This is a genomic window from Bacillus sp. AR13-1 (assembly GCF_008042285.1).
Taxonomy (GTDB): Bacteria; Bacillota; Bacilli; order Bacillales; family Bacillaceae_G; genus Bacillus_A; species Bacillus_A mycoides.
On record NZ_QNUA01000040.1, the window covers coordinates 100306 to 118294 of the forward strand.

Here is a 17989-nt window from a genome sequence, read left to right on the forward strand (position 1 = left end):
TACAAACAATTCTATTACCTTTACATTTTGGGTAAGTGAAATTTTCTCAATATTTATGTGTAAAACGAGAAAAATACTGTAGAAATATATTTCTTTTGTAAATTTCTTTACATTATGCTTTTTAAAGTAATGTGTAAAAAAATAAGTTATTTTTTACCTAACGATAGGTTGAAAATAATATTAATGAATGATACGATTTATGTAACTTTTTTATTAGGAGGACTTATCATGAGCAAAAGTGAAGAAACACTCTCTTCCATAGTCGAAGCAAGTTATCGACTATTTGCCGGACACGGCATTGCCAAAACGACCTACACAATGATTGCTGAAGAAGTTGGTATTGCCAAGCCATCTATTTATTATTACTTTAAATCTAAAGATGCATTAATTGAAAGTATTTTTAATGAATTATGTGCAGCGATGCAGTTCTCCTCATTCTTTCATACAGAAGAGTTTACGAAAGAGAATTTCATTGAGAAATGTGTTGAAATTGGCTTTAAAATGATAAACGAACAACAGAAAGATCCTTATTTTAATCGTGTATTACAAGAATATGTATTACTTTCTTCAAGAAACGATATGTACAAAGATCGATTACTAACTGTACAAACAGAATATTTAAACGGATTTGAATCACTCCTAACAAAAGCAAATGAACTTCAACTCATTCAAAATAAAAATCTAGTTTCAAAAGCTCATATGTTAGCATTAGTACTTGATAATATCGGAAACTTCATGATGTTTGATGTAAATATGAATTATAAACAAATATGGATTGAAGCTGTCCACAGCATATTCGAAAGAAGTGATTCGTATGAAAACTAAAAAACGAATTTTCGGCTTAGATTTTGCTAGAGCGTGGGCAATGTTTGGAATGTTACTAGTTAATTTCATGGTGATAACAGGGGCGGAAGGAAATGGGCCTCCTCTGTTAAAAACCTTTATGACGCTTTTTGAAGGTAGAGCTTCTGCCTTGTTTGTTATACTTGCTGGGATTGGCATAACTTTAATGACTAAATCATCTGTTGCTAGCCAAGAGAAAATAAAAATCAATACCAGCCGAATATTGATTTGGAAACGATCACTATTCTTATTTATTTTAGGATTATTATTGTATGTAATGGAATGGACGGGTGATATTTTACACTACTACGGCGTTTACCTTTTCATCGCTGCATTACTAATTACTGTACGAAGAACTATACTAATATGGCTTTCTATCATTATTTTAATTGCTGCACAATATCTCCAACTTACTTTCAACGCCTTCGAAGGATGGGGAGGCACAATCCCATTTATAAACTATATAGACTTTTGGACCTTAACAGGTTTTCTTCGCAACTTATTTTTTAATGGCTATCACCCTATTTTCCCATGGTTTTCTTTCTTCTTAATCGGTATGATAATTGGCAGGTTAGATCTTCATAATAGGAAAATTAGACATTGGTTGTTCTTACTGGGTTTAACAGTAACCGTAATTATAGAGCTATTATCAAAAGGGTTAACACACCTTTTTATCCCATACATTGGTGAAGCAGCCTCTACATTTTTGTTTAACACAGGACCCATTTTGCCCAATATATTATACGTCGCATCCGCTACAGGATCTGCTATTGCTATATTAATAATTTGCCTCTACATTGCTGAAAAATATGAAAATAATTGGTTTGTTACTTCCATTATACAAACAGGACAATTAACATTAACGCATTATGTAAGTCATGTATTTATCGGTATTGGCGCATTGATTGTATTAAATCGTATGGAACATCAAACACTACTTTTCGTTTTATTATTTGCTACTGCATTTTTCATTTTCAGTATTTTATTTAGCGTATTATGGCGAAGGAACTTTTCTAGAGGACCTATCGAATGGATTATGCGGAAAATAACTGATTAATTTATCTTCATACAAAAAAGGAAGTTGGAATGATTCCAACTTCCTTTTTTCTTTAATTAGCCGCGTTTAATTTAATTCGGATTTTTGTCTCACCTAAAGAAAGTTCATCGTCCTCATTCGTTAAGTGACCAAATGTAAATTGCTTGACGAGTAAGTTTTCTTCCAATAAATCTTTATGATTCGTTAACGTTTGCTGTAGTTCTGCTTCTGTATCAAGAATTACATCCACTCGTAAATTAACTGGTAAATTCAACTGCTTACGATATTCTTGAACTGCACGAATAAATTCACGTGCTACTCCTTCTTGTAACAATTCTTCCGTTACATTCGTATCTAACATTACCGTATATTGACCGTTAGTCGTATTTGAAAATCCTGATTTCGCAACTTTCTCTACTAATACATCTTCAGCTGTTACAACTACTTCTTCTCTTGGTGCTACTTCGTAAACTGCTCTTTCTGTAGATACAAAGTGTTGTACTTCTTCTTTTGATAATTGTTTTAGCCAGCCATTTACTGCATTCACACTTTTACCAAACTTCGGCCCAGCCGTTTTAAAATTCAGCTTTAATTGATAGGACGTATATTTCGTTTCATCGAGTTCAACATGGAACGCTTTTACATTTAGCTCATCCATGATGATATCACGATAAGATTCCCAATCCATATCATTTTCATTATGCGCTAGTAATACAAGTTCTGCTAACGGCTGTTTTACTTTTAATGAATGTTGATTACGATTACTTCTTCCAAGTTCAACAACTTGTAAAACAGCATCCATTTCTGCTTCTAACTCAGGCTGGATAAGTGATTCGTTTACAACCGGATAATCTGCTAAATGAACGCTGCTTCCTTCTAAATTCAGATGAATATCCTCAGCTACAAACGGTGTAAATGGTGCGATTAATTTACTAATTGTTACAAGCACTTCATGAAGCGTTTCATACGCAGCTGCTTTTTCAGGATTCATACCAGATTCCCAGAAACGATTACGTGATCGTCTTACGTACCAGTTACTCACTTCATCTACAAGCGCCGCGATTTCACGAGCTGCATTCGTAAATTGATAATCATCAAGTGCTGTTCTCACTTTTTTCGTTGTGCTATGCAATCTTGATAATACCCATTCATCCAATTTCGTTCGCTTCACATCATAGGTTTCATTCGGATTATACTCATCTAAATTTGCATATAAAACGTAGAAGCTATATACATTGACTAACGTATCTACAAATTTAGATTTTGCTTCCAGTACTGTTCTTTCAGAAAAACGCTTCGCATTCCACGGAGCACTGTCAACAAGTAGAGCCCATCTTAAAGCATCTGCACCAAACTGATTTACTAAATCAACTGGATCTAGTGCATTTCCTTTACTTTTAGACATTTTCTGTCCTTCCTCGTCTAGAACATGCCCTAGTGATAACACTCGTTTATAAGGTACTTTTCCTGTATATAGTGCTGATACTGCTAATAAACTATAAAACCAGCCGCGTGTTTGATCAATTCCCTCTGCAATTACATCTGCTGGAAACTGTTCTTCAAATAACTCTTTATTTTCAAATGGATAATGATATTGTGCAAACGGCATGGAACCACTATCAAACCAAACATCGATTACTTCTGGTGTACGATTCATTGTACTTCCGCATTTTTCGCAGCAAACTTGCACTTCATCTACATACGGCTTATGCAATTCTAAATCTTCAGGTGTTTCTTTCGTACTATGCTTTCTTAATTCGGCGATGCTTTTCGGTGAGAATTGATGATCGCAGCTTTCACATTCCCATACGTTTAACGGTGTTCCCCAATATCTATTCCGGCTAATATTCCAGTCCACCATGTTTTCTAAAAACTTACCAAACCGTCCATGCTTCATATGGTCTGGATACCACTTAACAGAATCATTATTTCGTAAAAATGTTTCTTTAATCTCAGTTGTTCGGATTAACCAGCTTTCTCCTGCATAATAAAGTAATGGTGAATCACAGCGCCAGCAATGCGGATAGCTATGTTCATATTTTTCTTTATGATATAGCAAACCTTCTTTAGCTAAATAACGAACGATATCAACGTCACATTCTTTTACAAACTTACCTTTAAGAAATGGTACTGCATCCGTATACTCACCTTTCTCATCTACAACATGTAAGAACGACAATCCTTCACTTTGAACGACTTTATAATCGTCCTCCCCATATGCTGGAGCGATATGAACGAGTCCTGTACCACTATCTGCAGTTACAAAATCTGCTGCAATTACGTGGTACCCATTTGTAACTTCCTTCATCGGAAACGGTGCTGTATAAGATGTGTTTACTAATTCTTCGCCTTTATGAACGGATAATACTTCATAGTTTTCTTTTAGTACTTCTTGTACACGCTCTTTCGCAACAATGTATACATACCCTTCTTGTTTCGCTTTAACGTATTCCATATTTGGATGTACGGCAAGTGCAACATTCGCTGGAAGTGTCCACGGCGTTGTCGTCCATCCAAGGAAATATTCATTTTCACTATCTTTTACTTTAAACTTAACCGTTGCGCTTAAATCTTTCACTGTTTTATATCCTTGTGCAACTTCATGTGAACTAAGCGATGTTTGACAGCTTGGACAGTACGGTGAAACTCTATGCCCTTTATATAACAAGCCTTTTTCATGAATCGTCCCTAAAATATTCCATACACTTTCGATATATGGATTCTCTAGAGTAACGTATGGATCATCCATATCTACCCAATATCCAATGCTCTCCGTAAATTCACGCCACTGCTTCTCATATGTGAATACACTCTCTTTACACTTTTGAATAAATGGCTCAATGCCGTACTCTTCAATCTCATGCTTACCTGAAATACCAAGTTGTTTTTCAACGCCTAATTCTACAGGTAATCCATGTGTATCCCAGCCAGCTTTTCTTAACACTTTATATCCAGCCATCGTTTTATATCTTGCTACTAAATCTTTAATTGCCCGACCAAGTGCATGGCCGACGTGTGGTAAACCGTTCGCCGTTGGTGGTCCTTCATAAAACACAAACGATTGTGCGCCTTCTCTATTCTGAATTGATTGTTCAAAAATGCCCTGTTCGTTCCACTGCTTACGAATACGTGTTTCTCTCCCTACAGCTGACTCTTTTACATCTACTTTCTTCATGTACAATCACTCCTTTGAATGTTTTAAAAGCACACAAAAAACCCGCCCCTATGAAGTAGGGACGGGTTTACCCGCGTTACCACCCTAATTCTATTAGCTTTTCACTAATAGCACTTAGCAACGTACTAATATACGCGTTCTTTGTAACGGTAGACATCCGTCCGAGCTTACTTTATTCAGCCACGGCTCCTCGGAGATGATTTTCAAATAACGTCTGCACACCGGCTTTCAGCAATACACCGGCTCTCTGGAGAACAGCTCACTATTTTACTCTTTCTCGTCTTCAGATTTGTATACTTTATTAAAAGTTATTTTATGCCATTAAACAATTAATTGTCAACTAATTCGAAATATATTTTTATTTATACCCTTTTTCTCTATTCTTATACAATCACTTTTCAAATTCTCGCAATCCTGCTAAATCTTCATCTTCCTCTGCAAGTTCAGCGAAAAATCCTGTTTCATCTTCACGAAGCACAATTTCAAGTTCATCTCTTGCCTCTTCATTTCTGTTTAATGATGTTAAATAACAAGCATGATCGTATCTTGCTAGCAAGTCAGTAGCATCAATTGCTAATATTTCACTTGTTATTTTTTCTGCCTTTGTCGTTTGCCCAGCTCTATGATACGAAGATGCTAAAGCAAGAAGAATTGCTATTTCATTTGGATGATGTACAGAAGCGTCTTCTAATAACTGAATCGAGTCCTCAATTCTCTCTTGACTTTGATATATTTCTGCTAAAGCAAGGAATCCTCTACTTACAAATGGCGTTTTCTCAATTAATTGCAAGTGAATTTTTTCGGCTTTTCTTTCTTCGCCTAGCTTACATAATACATTCGCTTGTAGAAGAAGTGTATCATAATCATCCGGTAGCTCGCGAACCATTTGTTTCGTTAATTCAAAAGCATCTCGTAACATATCTTCTTCTTCACACTCAATGAAAAGATTTACAAGTTGCTTCGCTACATCATAATCCCACTTATTTTCTAACGATGTTTGTAAAACCTCTATAGCTTCTTCATTCATCGCCGCATTCTCATAAAATATTGCGAAACGCTGCGCTGCCATACTATTTTTCGGATTTAACTTTAAGGAGATTTCAAATAAATCGATAACAACTGTAATCATTGAAATTTCCTTCGCACGATTTTTCATGCGATAAAATGCTCTTGTAAATATAGATTTTTTCGGTTGCTCATTTTGCTGTCTTTCTACTAATCTTTCGGCAACCGCTGTAGCTGCATACATAAACGCTGTACTTCTTTCTGCTTTTTTCACCTTTAGCGTATGAAGTACGTCTCGTATCTGGGATAATTTTTTATGTTGTTCCATTGCTTTTACGTACACACCAAAAATACGTTCACTTTCCAAATCTTTATGCATTACTTTCAGCGCAACTTCGATTGCTTCTGCACTCTGCTTTTTAACTAGCAATTTCGCATAATGATATAGTACTTCCACATGCGCTTCATCTATTTTCATTGCGCATTCGATATATTCTTTTTCTTTATCTATGTCATTCATCGCGCCAAACACGTATGCAATCGCATCTAAACGCCATGTTTCAGGAACTTCTTCCTCCAATTTTTCTAGTTCAACTAGCAATTCTTCCTGAAGATTCATTTCTACTGAAAGCTGCGCTAAATATTCCATATTTATATGCATTGGTTCTTCTTTCATCGCCTGGACCATATGCTTTTGTTCTTTGGAACGATTCTCTTCTTTTTCGTATATTTCAGCAAGCTGCAAATGTACACCTAAGAAGTTCTTATCCCTTTCTAAACATGTTTCATACGCATGCTTTGCTTCTTGAAATTGCCCTAACGCCATGAATGTTTCACCGATACGGAAATACGGCAATGAATCTTGTTTTTTCTTAAGTGCATCATTATACCGTTTTATCGCCTGATCATACTGTCCAATAGATTCATATAAAACACCTGCGTAACAACCGTATTCAATTACATCCTCTTTTTCTTTTTCTAACGTTCTTAAAAATGCTATGCCTCGTTGCACAAAAGCTGTGTCTTTTATTCGATTTACATACTCATCCAACACGCTCGCTATATTAGCGTATACGCTTCGTATACCGTTCTCTAATTTAGAAAGTGCAAGTTTTAACTCTTTTTCATCCTCACCTAATGCCATTTCAGCATCCCATAACACCATACCAGCATTCATAAGGAAATCTTGATTGTCTTCAAATTGCTTATTAATACTGACAATATAGTTTTTTGCATCCTTATATTGTTCCTTTGCCATATAAACTTGAATTAAACCGAAATGAGAATATACATCTTCATTATTTTCTTCTAAAGAACGCTTATATATAGTTTCCGCTTCTTCAAGTTCATCATTTTGAAAATGAAAATCTCCTAAACGAACATATAAAGACGCCTGATCTTCACAATTTTGAATTCCTTGTAATAAAATTTCCTTCGTATTTTTCTCATCATCCAAATCCGATTCATAGATTTCCGAAAGCTTCGTATATAAATAGGCTGCTGTTTTATCTAATTGAATCGCCACTTTAAGTCCTTTTACCGCCAAATACACTTTCCCTAAATACTGAGCACATCTTGCACGTTCATACCATATGTGCGCTTCATATTTATATTCTTTTAATAAATCATTAAAGAATCCATATGCTTCTTCATATCGTTCTAAATCTATTAAAATTAAACCGTGATTTACAAGTGTAAACCTTTCTGGACTACGTTCTATAGCTGTTAGAGAATACTCTAGCCCCTTTTCGGATTGATCCATATACATGTATGATAATGCTAAGAAACTCCACGCAACTGGTTGATCTGCATCCAATTGTAATGATGAACGAAAACTAGCAATCGATTCTTCATAATTATCTTGCTCAAAAGAATAACGTCCATTTATAAAATGATACAACGCTTGATTGCTTTTCTTCTCCACACTTTGAAGCATCTGTCCTGTTTTTTCCATATCCTGCAGACGAATAAAACACTGTGCACTATGCAATTTCACAAAGTCAGAGCTCGGAAACTTTTTCATTAATTTTTCTATACAAAACTGAATAAAATCTTTATCTACTTCAGCATCTAAATGTTTAATCGTATATAACCAAGTGTTTGGGTTTTCACTTGTTTCTTTTAAAAATAGTACTAACTTTTCAATTCCCTCTTTATCTTGCTCACCTAAATGATCTGTAAGAGAAAAGATTGTTTTATAATAAGTGTGTTCTTTCTCATTTAAAAATGAAAGTTGTTCCATTCTATCTTTTGGTATAAACGTAATAGCTAAACAATCTGTATAACGATATTTTTCTTGCAACTTATCATATTCCACAAGAATCGGTTCCAAGAAATTCGGATCTTGAATATAAAAAGCTTGCAGTACATCGTCATAACCAGAAAGCACTTGTACATGGGAAGCGTGCTCAATATCTATACTTAATAAAACGGGAATACCTTGATTGAGTAATCTCTTATAATTTTCCTCATTCCCTTGAAAATAACGATATTCGTAACCTTGCTCTTCTATATATGTAACTGTATCTGAAAACTTAGAACCTGTTACATCAAAAATATGTTGTGCAATTTCATCTTGCGTACGTTTTTCTCCCCATACCCCTAACATCATTTCCAAACTTGTCGGAACGCAATAGTTATCCTTTTGTACAACCGGAACTATCGGTAAACGAACCTTTTTTCCATCAGGATTTTTTTCTATATGATGATATAGAGAATTTTTTAAACTCTTTTCACTTTTCAATAGTGCTTGCAAATCGTGAATATTATTCATTTTATAAAATGCTTCTGCACGTAAATGTATAAAATAAGTTGTATATGCATGATGCGGAAGCATATGATTGATTTTATCTATTACCGCTAACATTTCTTCATAGCGCTCTAAATCTAATAAATATTTTACTTTTTCAAAATAGAAATATGGTACTTGAGGGAACTTTGCAATCGCATCATTAATGAGTTGTAACGCTCGCTGCTGTTCACCTTTATATGCATATAATTGCGCCAATAAGTACGTAGCTAACTCTTCACAATCTTTATGCTGCTGACCGGATAAAAGTTGTTCCTCTGCCTTCTCCCACTCACCAGTCTGTATATATAAGTAACCCCATTTATCAAAAACTGCACGCGTACTATGCTTTTCCGCTTTTTGCATATAGGCATAGGCCTCTTCATTTCGCTTCATATCTAGCAAACATCTAACTAACGTAAAGTATGTTTTCGTTAAAACATCCGCATCAGTTTCCTCTTCATTTACCTTTTCCAAAGAATCTTTTAACAATTGTTCAGCATCAAGGATTTTACGCTCATCAATTAATTCATCACAATATAAAGAGAGCGTTCTCATATTTGGGAATTTTTTATAAGTATAACGAATTAAAAAGGAGCTATATTGATGCATCAAACCTTCATCAGCAAGACGAATTAATGTATCAAACTCCTTAGGTGACGAGACGTTAGAAAGCCAGTTCTTCACGTATGATAACTTATTCGTTTCTTTTATATGCGCAATTTCATTATTTATCTCATGTAATCCATCTAGGAATCTCTTTTCTTTCAAACAAATCTCTAATTGCTTAAAATCTAGCATGCATTCACCTCAAATTATTATTTATACTGCCATTTGCAAGCAGTATTCTAACCTACTTGCTTAGATTTTACACATCATATAGTATGCATTCAACTAAAACCTCATATAATGAACGATATTATTTAATATTATTCAAGTTTATAACTAAATATCTTAAAAACGATACTTTTTCTCGTTATTTTGTTTAATTTGATGAAATAACATATATTATTCGAAGATGGGTTTTATCTTCTTTTTTGAGGCTTCATTCAGTGGATGAAATTATATTAACGATTTCCTGAATATCTATTGTAACTTACAATAGATCAACGATTTGATAAGATATATCGATTTACCTAAAAAAATGACAATCATCCTATCTTTTATTTCACTTATCAAATTTTAAATCTAAAAAAACACCGTAATGATCACTTGGAAATACGTGTGATGAAGTTAATGCTAAATCTCCAAATACAGATACATTTTCTATATTTAGAGATTCAAACGAATCCTTCTCTTGTATCAAAATCCAATCATATCGTTCTTCTTGCTTTTCATCCCCTATTAAATTTGTATTCTTTCCATAATCTAAAGTTGGCTGAGCAAGAATGTTATCTTGATTTTCTTTAAGCTGAGCCACGTCTATCCATTGATTACTTATTAAGTATTGATGCACCCCTGAATGTGGTTCATCATTAAAATCACCACATAATAATTCGTAGCCACTACCTCTGTTTTTAATCCAATTATTCACCGTATCCAATTGCTCTTTTCTTACCTTACTAGATTTCCAATTTAAATGAACATTCGTTATCCCGAGCTTATACTCTTTATATTTTAACATAATTCGAATGGCACAATAATTCGATTCCTCTATATCTGTTTCCCAAATAGCTTCTTCAGCTAAAATAGGAACTTTACTTAAAAAAGCTAAGCCTTCATCTGGAGAATCTGGATACTCTTTAAATACACAGACCGGATATCCAGATTGATCCGCTATATACTGCGCAACATTTTTCTTCAATTCATACTTAGCACAACTTCCCACTTCCTGTAGAGCAAGAATATGCGGGGAAATATTGCGAACCTCCTCACAAATGGCTTCTAATCTCTCAAACCAAAAACTCTCGTGATTCCATATATTGAAAGTAGCAATTCGAATTACATCACTACAATTTAACATTTTATTTCACCAAATGTAATTTTCATATTCGGAGCATAAACTAAAGATGCATGTATATGAAACACTTCAAAAAATCGTAGTTCTGCTTCATATTGAGCGAGCGCTTCAGCAAATGTTAATCCCCGACTCATTAAACGTTCTATAAATTGCTGTTTATCACCCGGATTGCCTGCAATCCCCTCTTCTTTTAGAGAATTATATAATCCTTGCTTATCATTTTGATTTAAATTAGAATCTAAAAAATTCACTTTATCACTTACTCTACATTCAATATTTTTAACACCCAATTCACTTAAATACATAGGTATTTTCATACCGATATTTCCATCTTTACCGTTTCTCTGTGTATCTCTTTCAAATAATCTCTGCAAAACACCTAGCTGGATAATTTCCGATTGATTCTCTCCATCTAATACGTATGAAGACATATTTGACATCCAATGTGGTTCAAAACAGATTATTTTACCACCTTGTTTAATTGAATGTATCATCTTCTCTAGCATCGTTTTTGGGGAACTCATATGTAATAAGAAAGCATGACTGACAGCTATATCATATTTATTTTTCAATTCAATTTCTGTCGCATCCCCCTCAATAAATTCTGTTTCATATGGGAGTGCACGAAACAACTCTCTCGCTTCAGCTATTAATGTTTCTCCCCTATCAATCCCTGTATACTTTGATCCAATTGGAAGTAAAGGCAACAAAATTAAACCTAAATAACCATATCCACAACCATAATCAACAATATGTATAGGATCAGTAATCTTCCAAACTGAATTGACTAAAAAACTTAAATAATCATCGTTATAATATAAATCTCTCGTATTTCTTAAATATGCTAGCTTACTATTCCAATCATACTCTTCCAGGTCCAACACCTCCTTTGATATACAAAACTAAAGTTCTCCATTTAATAGTCACATTCCTACACTTCTAATAAAAAAAGCTAGTATACCTTAAACGATACACTAACTTTCCCACTCACATAATTTAACAATTACAATCAGTATAATCAGTACAAGCTAATGTACTGCAATCACAGTTTCTATGTTCGTCATTTCTTTTTAGGTGAAAATAGAGTAACACAATAAATATTGTACAAATAACAAAAGCAATTACTGCTTCTATATTTCTTTCATGAATGAGAAAACTAATCCCGCTTCCTCCTGAAATAAGAATTAGAACTGAGTAAATTCAAAACATGTAAAGTTCTCCTTCCATTAATATATGCTTTTAGATGTTATCCATATAATGCTAGAGGCAATAAATAGCCCCATACCATTACCGCTTAATAAACCGGTCGTTACTCTTAGTAAATTTGTGCTGCTTCTCCATTTCCATTTTTGGGTGAATCCATCAATAAGTAACGGAATTTGAGCGGAAAATGATAGTATTATTGCAAGTAGAAACGAAGGTGTCATATAAAAATAAATTGGAAACATTAAAATACCGATAAGCATGCCTGTACAACGCGCACATAAAGGTATGTATTTTTGTAGTTTAAGGAAACTTCTTTCCGATCTTCTATGACAAGGAATTTGTAAAATAAAAGTTCGAATCAATATGAATCACCCTCTCTAAATAGATTTTAATTGATTTTGCAAAAAAATTATATATCCAATAAAAAATCAAACCAGGTTCATACTAGACCCGGTTTGTCAGTTTATTACTAAGTTCATAATAATTCTTTTCATATTTACATCTCCTCAGGTGCCCCTACCCCAAGTAAACGTAATCCCTCTTTTAATACAACCGTCACAGCGTAAGCTAATGCGAGTCTACTCTCTTTCTCTTCGTTCTCTTCTAATATACGAACATTTCCATAATATTTATTGAACGCTTGTGCTACATCTAATACGTATTTTGAAATAGTAGATGGCTCATTTTTGTTGAAGGCCGCTTCAATTACTTGCGGGAATTTATTAAGTAATTTTACGACACTCCAGCTATAATCATCTTTTAATGCAAACGTACAAGTTTCAAATTCTACACTTTCTTTTCTTAAAATTGAACAAGCACGCGCATGTGTGTACTGTACATATGGTCCTGTTTCTCCTTCAAATTTCAACATATTTTCTAATGAGAATTCGATATTATGCATACGCTCATTTTTTAAATCGTGGAAGATAACCGCTCCAACACCGACTTGTTTTGCCACGTCTTCTTTTTGTTTTAAATTCGGATTTTTCTCTTCAATATTTTGTTCCGCAAGCGCAACAGCTTCTTCTAACACTTCTTCTAATAAAATAATTCTGCCCTTACGTGTCGACATTTTCTTACCATCTTTTAATATGAACCCGAACGGTACATGTTCCATTCCATCAACCCAAGTATAGCCTAGCTTTTTTAATACAGTGAAAAATTGATTAAAATGTAAACTTTGTTCTGGTCCAACTACATAAAGTGCTTTATCAAATCCATATGTGTTTTGGCGATATAAAGCCGCCGTTAAATCACGTGTTGCGTAAATAGTTGCACCATCTGATTTTCTAATTAAGCATGGCGGCATACCTTCTTTTTCTAAATTAACGACTAATGCGCCTTCTGATTCTTCAAGTAAATCGTGCTCTTCTAAAATCCCAATAAAGTCTTCCATTTTATCGTTATAGAAAGCTTCTCCTTGAAAGTTTGTAAATTCCACACCGAGAAGTTCATAAATACGAGAAAATTCTTTTAAAGACTCATAACGGAACCAATTCCAAAGTTCGACTGCTTCTTCATTTCCTTCTTCTAGTTTTTTAAACCATGATCGTCCTTCTTCTTCTAGTTCTTTGTTCTCTTTTGCTTCTTCATGAAACTGAACATATAACTTAAATAACTCACGTATCGGATCCTCTTTAACTAACTCTTCATTTCCCCATTTTTTATATGCGGTAATTAACTTTCCAAACTGCGTGCCCCAATCGCCAATATAATTGATTCCGACAACTTCATACCCACATTTTTCGGCGATATGTTTCAGCGAATTACCAATCATTGTAGAACGTAAATGCCCCATTGAAAAAGGTTTCGCGATATTAGGAGAGGAATAATCGATAACTACCGTTTTTTCACATCCAAAGTGATTTTGACCGTACTCTTCTTTCTCCGCTAAAATTATTTTTAATACTTCATCACTTACTGTTTCACGATTAAAAAATACATTTACATAAGGACCAACAGCCTCTACTTTCGTAAAGAACGGATCATTTAATTTCTCCGCCAATTCCTTCGATATAATAGCTGGTGATTTTTTATATTGCTTCGCTAGTGAAAAGCATGGGAACGCTGCATCTCCGAATTCATCTTGTTTTGGTGTTTCGATTAAATCTAAAATTTGATTTTGTGTTAATTCATTCGTAAAAATATTCGATAAACTTTTCGCAAACTGCGTTTTATAATTCATACTATAACCTCCTTATTTTTTAAAACACAAAAAACTCGTCTCTAAAAAAGAGACGAGTTTTAACCCGTGGTACCACCCTTGTTGTTCATTTCGAACCACTTTCCCGTTTATAACGAGGACAGGGGGCCTCGGCTTACTCTACTATTCGTTCAAGAAGCATCTCCGAAGTGCGCTTCATCTTTTTCTTCTGCACTAGGCTCACACCATCCCTAGCTCGCTTTCCTTCTGAAAAAGACTACTCTCTTCATCACAGACAGTATATTTAATTAATTATTGCTTATTATACATCTTTTCAAACAATTAGCAAGGGTCAATTACACCAAAGTGAAACTTAGCACTTTTTCTTTTGTATACGTGAAAATTATGTTTTTCAAATCTAGAACTACGGAAATGATCTTTCAGAACGACACGCTTTCTCGCCACACGCTTCGCTTCCGCAATTGTTTCGTCAGTAATATCATGATACAAAGCGAAGTGTTTTAATCCTTTAATTCCATCTGATTCTATGACAGTTTCTTCGAACATTGGATCAAGGTAAACGACATCATAACTATTATCTTCACATTGTTTTAAAAATGAGTAATGCTCCGTTTGCTTCACATCGATTCGTTGCATTGCCTCATCAATTTCAGAAACAGATGAAGACCATGTTTTTAAACCATTTCCCATAATATAAGCCATATATTCATTGCCTTCAAGTCCCGTTACTTTTCCGCTTTCACCAACAATATAACTAGCTACAATACTATCTGATGCCATACCGAGCGTACAATCTAATACTGTCATTCCGCTCTCTAATTTAGCAGCTTGTACAAACGGATCGTGCTCTCCGCGCATTAACCTTTTCACACGAAACATCGCTGAGTTTGGATGAAAGAAAAACGACTCTTCCGTACCTTTTGGATAAATGGCTAATCGATTTTTCCCTACGACAAGTACATCTTGTTCATACTGCTCATGCAGTTTATGTACTGGTATGTCATTACGTTTAACGAAAGAAAGATTTAATTCTGCTGCTACCTTGTTTGCATAATCTTTCATTTCTTTATTTGTTCTTCCTGCTGTTGTTACTATCATTTTTTCACCTCTATATAAAGAAAAGAGGGAGATTCACTCTCCCCCTACTTTAGCAATTCTTTTCGAAAGCTTGTTCTAAGTTTGTAATAATTTCGTCCATTGTTGCGCCTTCAATTTCATGACGGTGAATGAAGTGAACAACTTCTTTTCCTTTTAGTAATGCCATAGATGGTGAAGATGGAGGAATTTCTCCGAAGTATTCACGCATTTTTACAGTAGCATCTTTATCTTGACCTGCAAATACAGTTACAAGATGATCAGGTTGTTTTTCAGCACGTACAACCGCTTGACCTGCTGATGGACGTGCTAAACCAGCTGCACAACCACAAACAGAGTTTACAACTACTAAAGTTGTACCTGATGCATTCTCCATAAATTCTGTTACAGCTTCTTCTGTAGTTAACTCTTCAAATCCAGAACGCACTAACTCTTGGCGCATTGGAATTACCATTTGACGCATGTATTCTTCATATGCATTTGACATCTTGTATCTCTCCTTCAACTTTCATTCCAAATTTATCATATCACGCTCTATTAATAGGTGCAAAAGAAAGATAACGATGATTTCATTTTTTTGTAGGGATTTCACAAACCCCTTCACGACAGTGTCCAACTGGGACAAGTTTTCTATTGTTGGCAATATAATCGTATACTTTACTTCCAAATCCAAGTACGATAGATAGTTTTATAAAAGGTACTGCAAACCAATAAGATGGAACGGCCTTTGCTAATACGTTAATGCTATGAATTCCGTCATACCACTTATTATTTTTTAAAATATACAATCTTTGTTCCATCTTACTTTGTAATTCTTGAGAAAGTTCATACTTCTCAACTACATCTTCATCTCGAAATGAAACAAATTTCATCTTACCCTTTTTATCTAATCTTTTCGTACGTTCTGCAACCGCCGTACACATCGGGCACCAACTATCATAGAAAACAATCATAAACTATTCCCCTTTACGAGACTCCGTCATTTGCTTCCATACTGATCCTTTTGCTTCTTCGCCGCCTTCAATACGTTCTAAAGCTAAACGTGCTTGCATCGCCACTTCAAACTCCGGATCATCTTCTGCTGCTTTTAGTGCCGGAATTGCACTTTCATCACCAAGTTCAAATAAGAACATTGCTGCACGCCAGCGTACTAATTTACTTGAATCTTTCAGAGATTTAATCATAACGAACATCGCTGCTGGATCACCTACGTCTGATAAGCAATCTCCTGCTGTACGACGAACGCTTACTGAACGATCTAATAACGCTTTATATAATAACGGCAATACTCCTTCACCTTTTACCATACCTAAATAAGCTGTTGCTAAACGGCGGATAGATACTTTCTCATCATCTAATGCCATTTTCAATACCATCATATCTTCTTCCGTTGGATCCATTTGTTCTAAAGCTGCAAAACGGTTTTTCCAGTCAGAATCTTTCATCATCTCTTCTGTTACTTTATATGGCTCACGCTTTTGAATCGTTACTTCAACAGCACCTGCTTGATCTAATAATTCTTTAACCGTTTCATTTACCCGTTCTTCTGAATAAGCAGCAATAATTTCTTCTACTACTTCTTTCCCGATTTCTTCAAAATTACCGTAACGTGTACTTTGCTCTACCCACTTACGCTCTTTCACAACGTTAGGTGCAGACATTTGCACTTTCATAATTGATTCTTTAAAACGATCAGGTAAACCAACACGCTCTTCTGAGGTTCCATCTGTTAACTTCACTTGCATCGGAATTGTAAAGAACATTTGAACAAACACTTTCACTTCTCCAAAATGAGAAAGTTGTTGTTCTTCGCTTTCTTCCACTATTTCTTCACCGAAAACAGCACGAACTTGTTGTAATAAAACTTTCCAGTCATACTTCGCATTCGCTCCATTTTCATTTGTATAATTATTACGCGCTCCTGATGGTAATACTTCATTCAAAATAACTTTCATTGTATTTGGACTTGGCGTCGGTTCAATTGCTTTAATCTTCACGTAAAAAACTCTCCTTTATTGCGTGTTCTTAGCTGTATTGTAACATGTTACCCCTTTATACTCCTACTCGGATGCTTAATTTTATTGATTTCTTCCCATCATCATACTTTCTCTTTCCACCTAATTAATCCGAAACTATCATTAAAATTCTAATATTATTGCGATGCACTCTCCCGCCTTCTCTCTAAAAATGTAATATTCTCAATCAGAACTTCAGTTCTATATACTCTCTTTCCTTGTTCATCATCGTAATTACTCGTATGAATACGCCCTGTAATCCCAACAAGTGAGCCTTTCGTACAATATTCTGTTACATTTTCAGCCGACCTTCTCCATACAACACAATTAATAAAATCTACTTGTTGCTCACCTAAACTATTTCGAAAACCTCTATTCACCGCAACACATATTCGTGCATAAGCGACACCTTGTTTTGTGTAGTATAATTCTGGCTCCTTTGTCAATCTACCGATTAATACAACTCGATTTAATCTCTGTACTTAATTATGTGTGTAATAACTTATTTTTGTTAGTATTAAAACGTTCTCTCTATTTCTACACATTGCTTTTATGTAGAAATAGATTAAAAATCTGTAAATTTGTCTAAATTAATTATTTTTTAAATATAAAAAGTAATTAATTTATTATATATATATACGTACAAAATGCTCTAGACTGGAGAAAATCATTCTATTCTTTATTTATATAATTCTTTACAAC

Annotated in this window: 12 protein-coding genes, 1 pseudogene and 2 other annotated features; of the genes and pseudogenes, 2 read left to right on the forward strand and 11 right to left on the reverse strand. The window is 34.5% G+C overall.

Features of this window, described 5'->3' with window-relative positions; all coding sequences use genetic code 11:
• Nucleotides 1-228 precede the first annotated feature (228 nt).
• Both DN408_RS25320 and DN408_RS25325 read left to right on the forward strand, forming a co-directional pair.
• Nucleotides 229-825 carry a TetR/AcrR family transcriptional regulator gene (locus DN408_RS25320; RefSeq protein WP_002127173.1) on the forward strand — a complete coding sequence of 199 codons (597 nt, stop codon included), beginning with the start codon at nt 229-231 and terminating at the stop codon, nt 823-825.
• Nucleotides 815-1900 (forward strand): DUF418 domain-containing protein, encoded by a 1086-nt coding sequence (locus DN408_RS25325; protein ID WP_002165899.1) that lies wholly within the window; start codon nt 815-817, stop codon nt 1898-1900. Before DN408_RS25320 ends, DN408_RS25325 begins: the two co-directional genes overlap by 11 nt.
• 52 nt (nt 1901-1952) lie before the next feature.
• Here the strand turns inward: DN408_RS25325 and ileS are convergent, their stop codons facing one another.
• The 11 genes and pseudogenes from ileS to DN408_RS25385 all read right to left on the reverse strand — a co-directional run.
• Nucleotides 1953-5054 (reverse strand): isoleucine--tRNA ligase, encoded by a 3102-nt coding sequence (gene ileS, locus DN408_RS25330; protein WP_078178560.1) that lies wholly within the window; start codon nt 5052-5054, stop codon nt 1953-1955.
• Between the two features lie 54 nt (nt 5055-5108).
• Nucleotides 5109-5347: a binding site (T-box leader), on the reverse strand.
• 98 nt (nt 5348-5445) lie between these two features.
• Nucleotides 5446-9648, reverse strand: a complete 4203-nt coding sequence (locus DN408_RS25335) for a bacteriocin-processing peptidase family protein (protein WP_078178561.1) — start codon at nt 9646-9648, stop codon at nt 5446-5448.
• Nucleotides 9649-10015: 367 nt separating this feature from the next.
• A complete protein-coding gene (locus DN408_RS25340; RefSeq protein ID WP_078178562.1) occupies nt 10016-10810 on the reverse strand; it encodes an endonuclease/exonuclease/phosphatase family protein in 795 nt (264 codons plus the stop codon).
• Nucleotides 10804-11688 carry a class I SAM-dependent methyltransferase gene (locus DN408_RS25345; protein ID WP_002127168.1) on the reverse strand — a complete coding sequence of 295 codons (885 nt, stop codon included), beginning with the start codon at nt 11686-11688 and terminating at the stop codon, nt 10804-10806. The genes DN408_RS25340 and DN408_RS25345 overlap by 7 nt, the downstream gene beginning before the upstream one ends.
• Nucleotides 11689-12033: 345 nt before the next feature.
• On the reverse strand, nt 12034-12375 hold the full coding sequence (locus tag DN408_RS25355; RefSeq protein WP_002127167.1) for a DUF2085 domain-containing protein: 342 nt from the start codon (nt 12373-12375) through the stop codon (nt 12034-12036).
• Between the two features lie 134 nt (nt 12376-12509).
• Nucleotides 12510-14198 carry an arginine--tRNA ligase gene (gene argS / locus DN408_RS25360; RefSeq protein ID WP_078178563.1) on the reverse strand — a complete coding sequence of 563 codons (1689 nt, stop codon included), beginning with the start codon at nt 14196-14198 and terminating at the stop codon, nt 12510-12512.
• A 45-nt stretch (nt 14199-14243) separates the two neighbouring features.
• Nucleotides 14244-14458 (reverse strand) — a binding site (T-box leader).
• Between the two features lie 40 nt (nt 14459-14498).
• Nucleotides 14499-15275, reverse strand: coding sequence for a class I SAM-dependent methyltransferase (locus tag DN408_RS25365; protein ID WP_002127165.1), 777 nt, complete (start codon nt 15273-15275; stop codon nt 14499-14501).
• Between the two features lie 49 nt (nt 15276-15324).
• Nucleotides 15325-15759 carry a BrxA/BrxB family bacilliredoxin gene (locus DN408_RS25370; protein WP_002012568.1) on the reverse strand — a complete coding sequence of 145 codons (435 nt, stop codon included), beginning with the start codon at nt 15757-15759 and terminating at the stop codon, nt 15325-15327.
• 82 nt (nt 15760-15841) lie between these two features.
• A complete protein-coding gene (locus tag DN408_RS25375; RefSeq protein ID WP_002085930.1) occupies nt 15842-16225 on the reverse strand; it encodes a thiol-disulfide oxidoreductase DCC family protein in 384 nt (127 codons plus the stop codon).
• A 3-nt stretch (nt 16226-16228) separates the two neighbouring features.
• Nucleotides 16229-17269 (reverse strand): virulence factor, encoded by a 1041-nt coding sequence (locus tag DN408_RS25380; RefSeq protein ID WP_370458400.1) that lies wholly within the window; start codon nt 17267-17269, stop codon nt 16229-16231.
• Between the two features lie 155 nt (nt 17270-17424).
• A pseudogene (locus DN408_RS25385) lies at nt 17425-17760 on the reverse strand (single-stranded DNA-binding protein); the annotation flags it as partial.
• Nucleotides 17761-17989 lie beyond the last annotated feature (229 nt).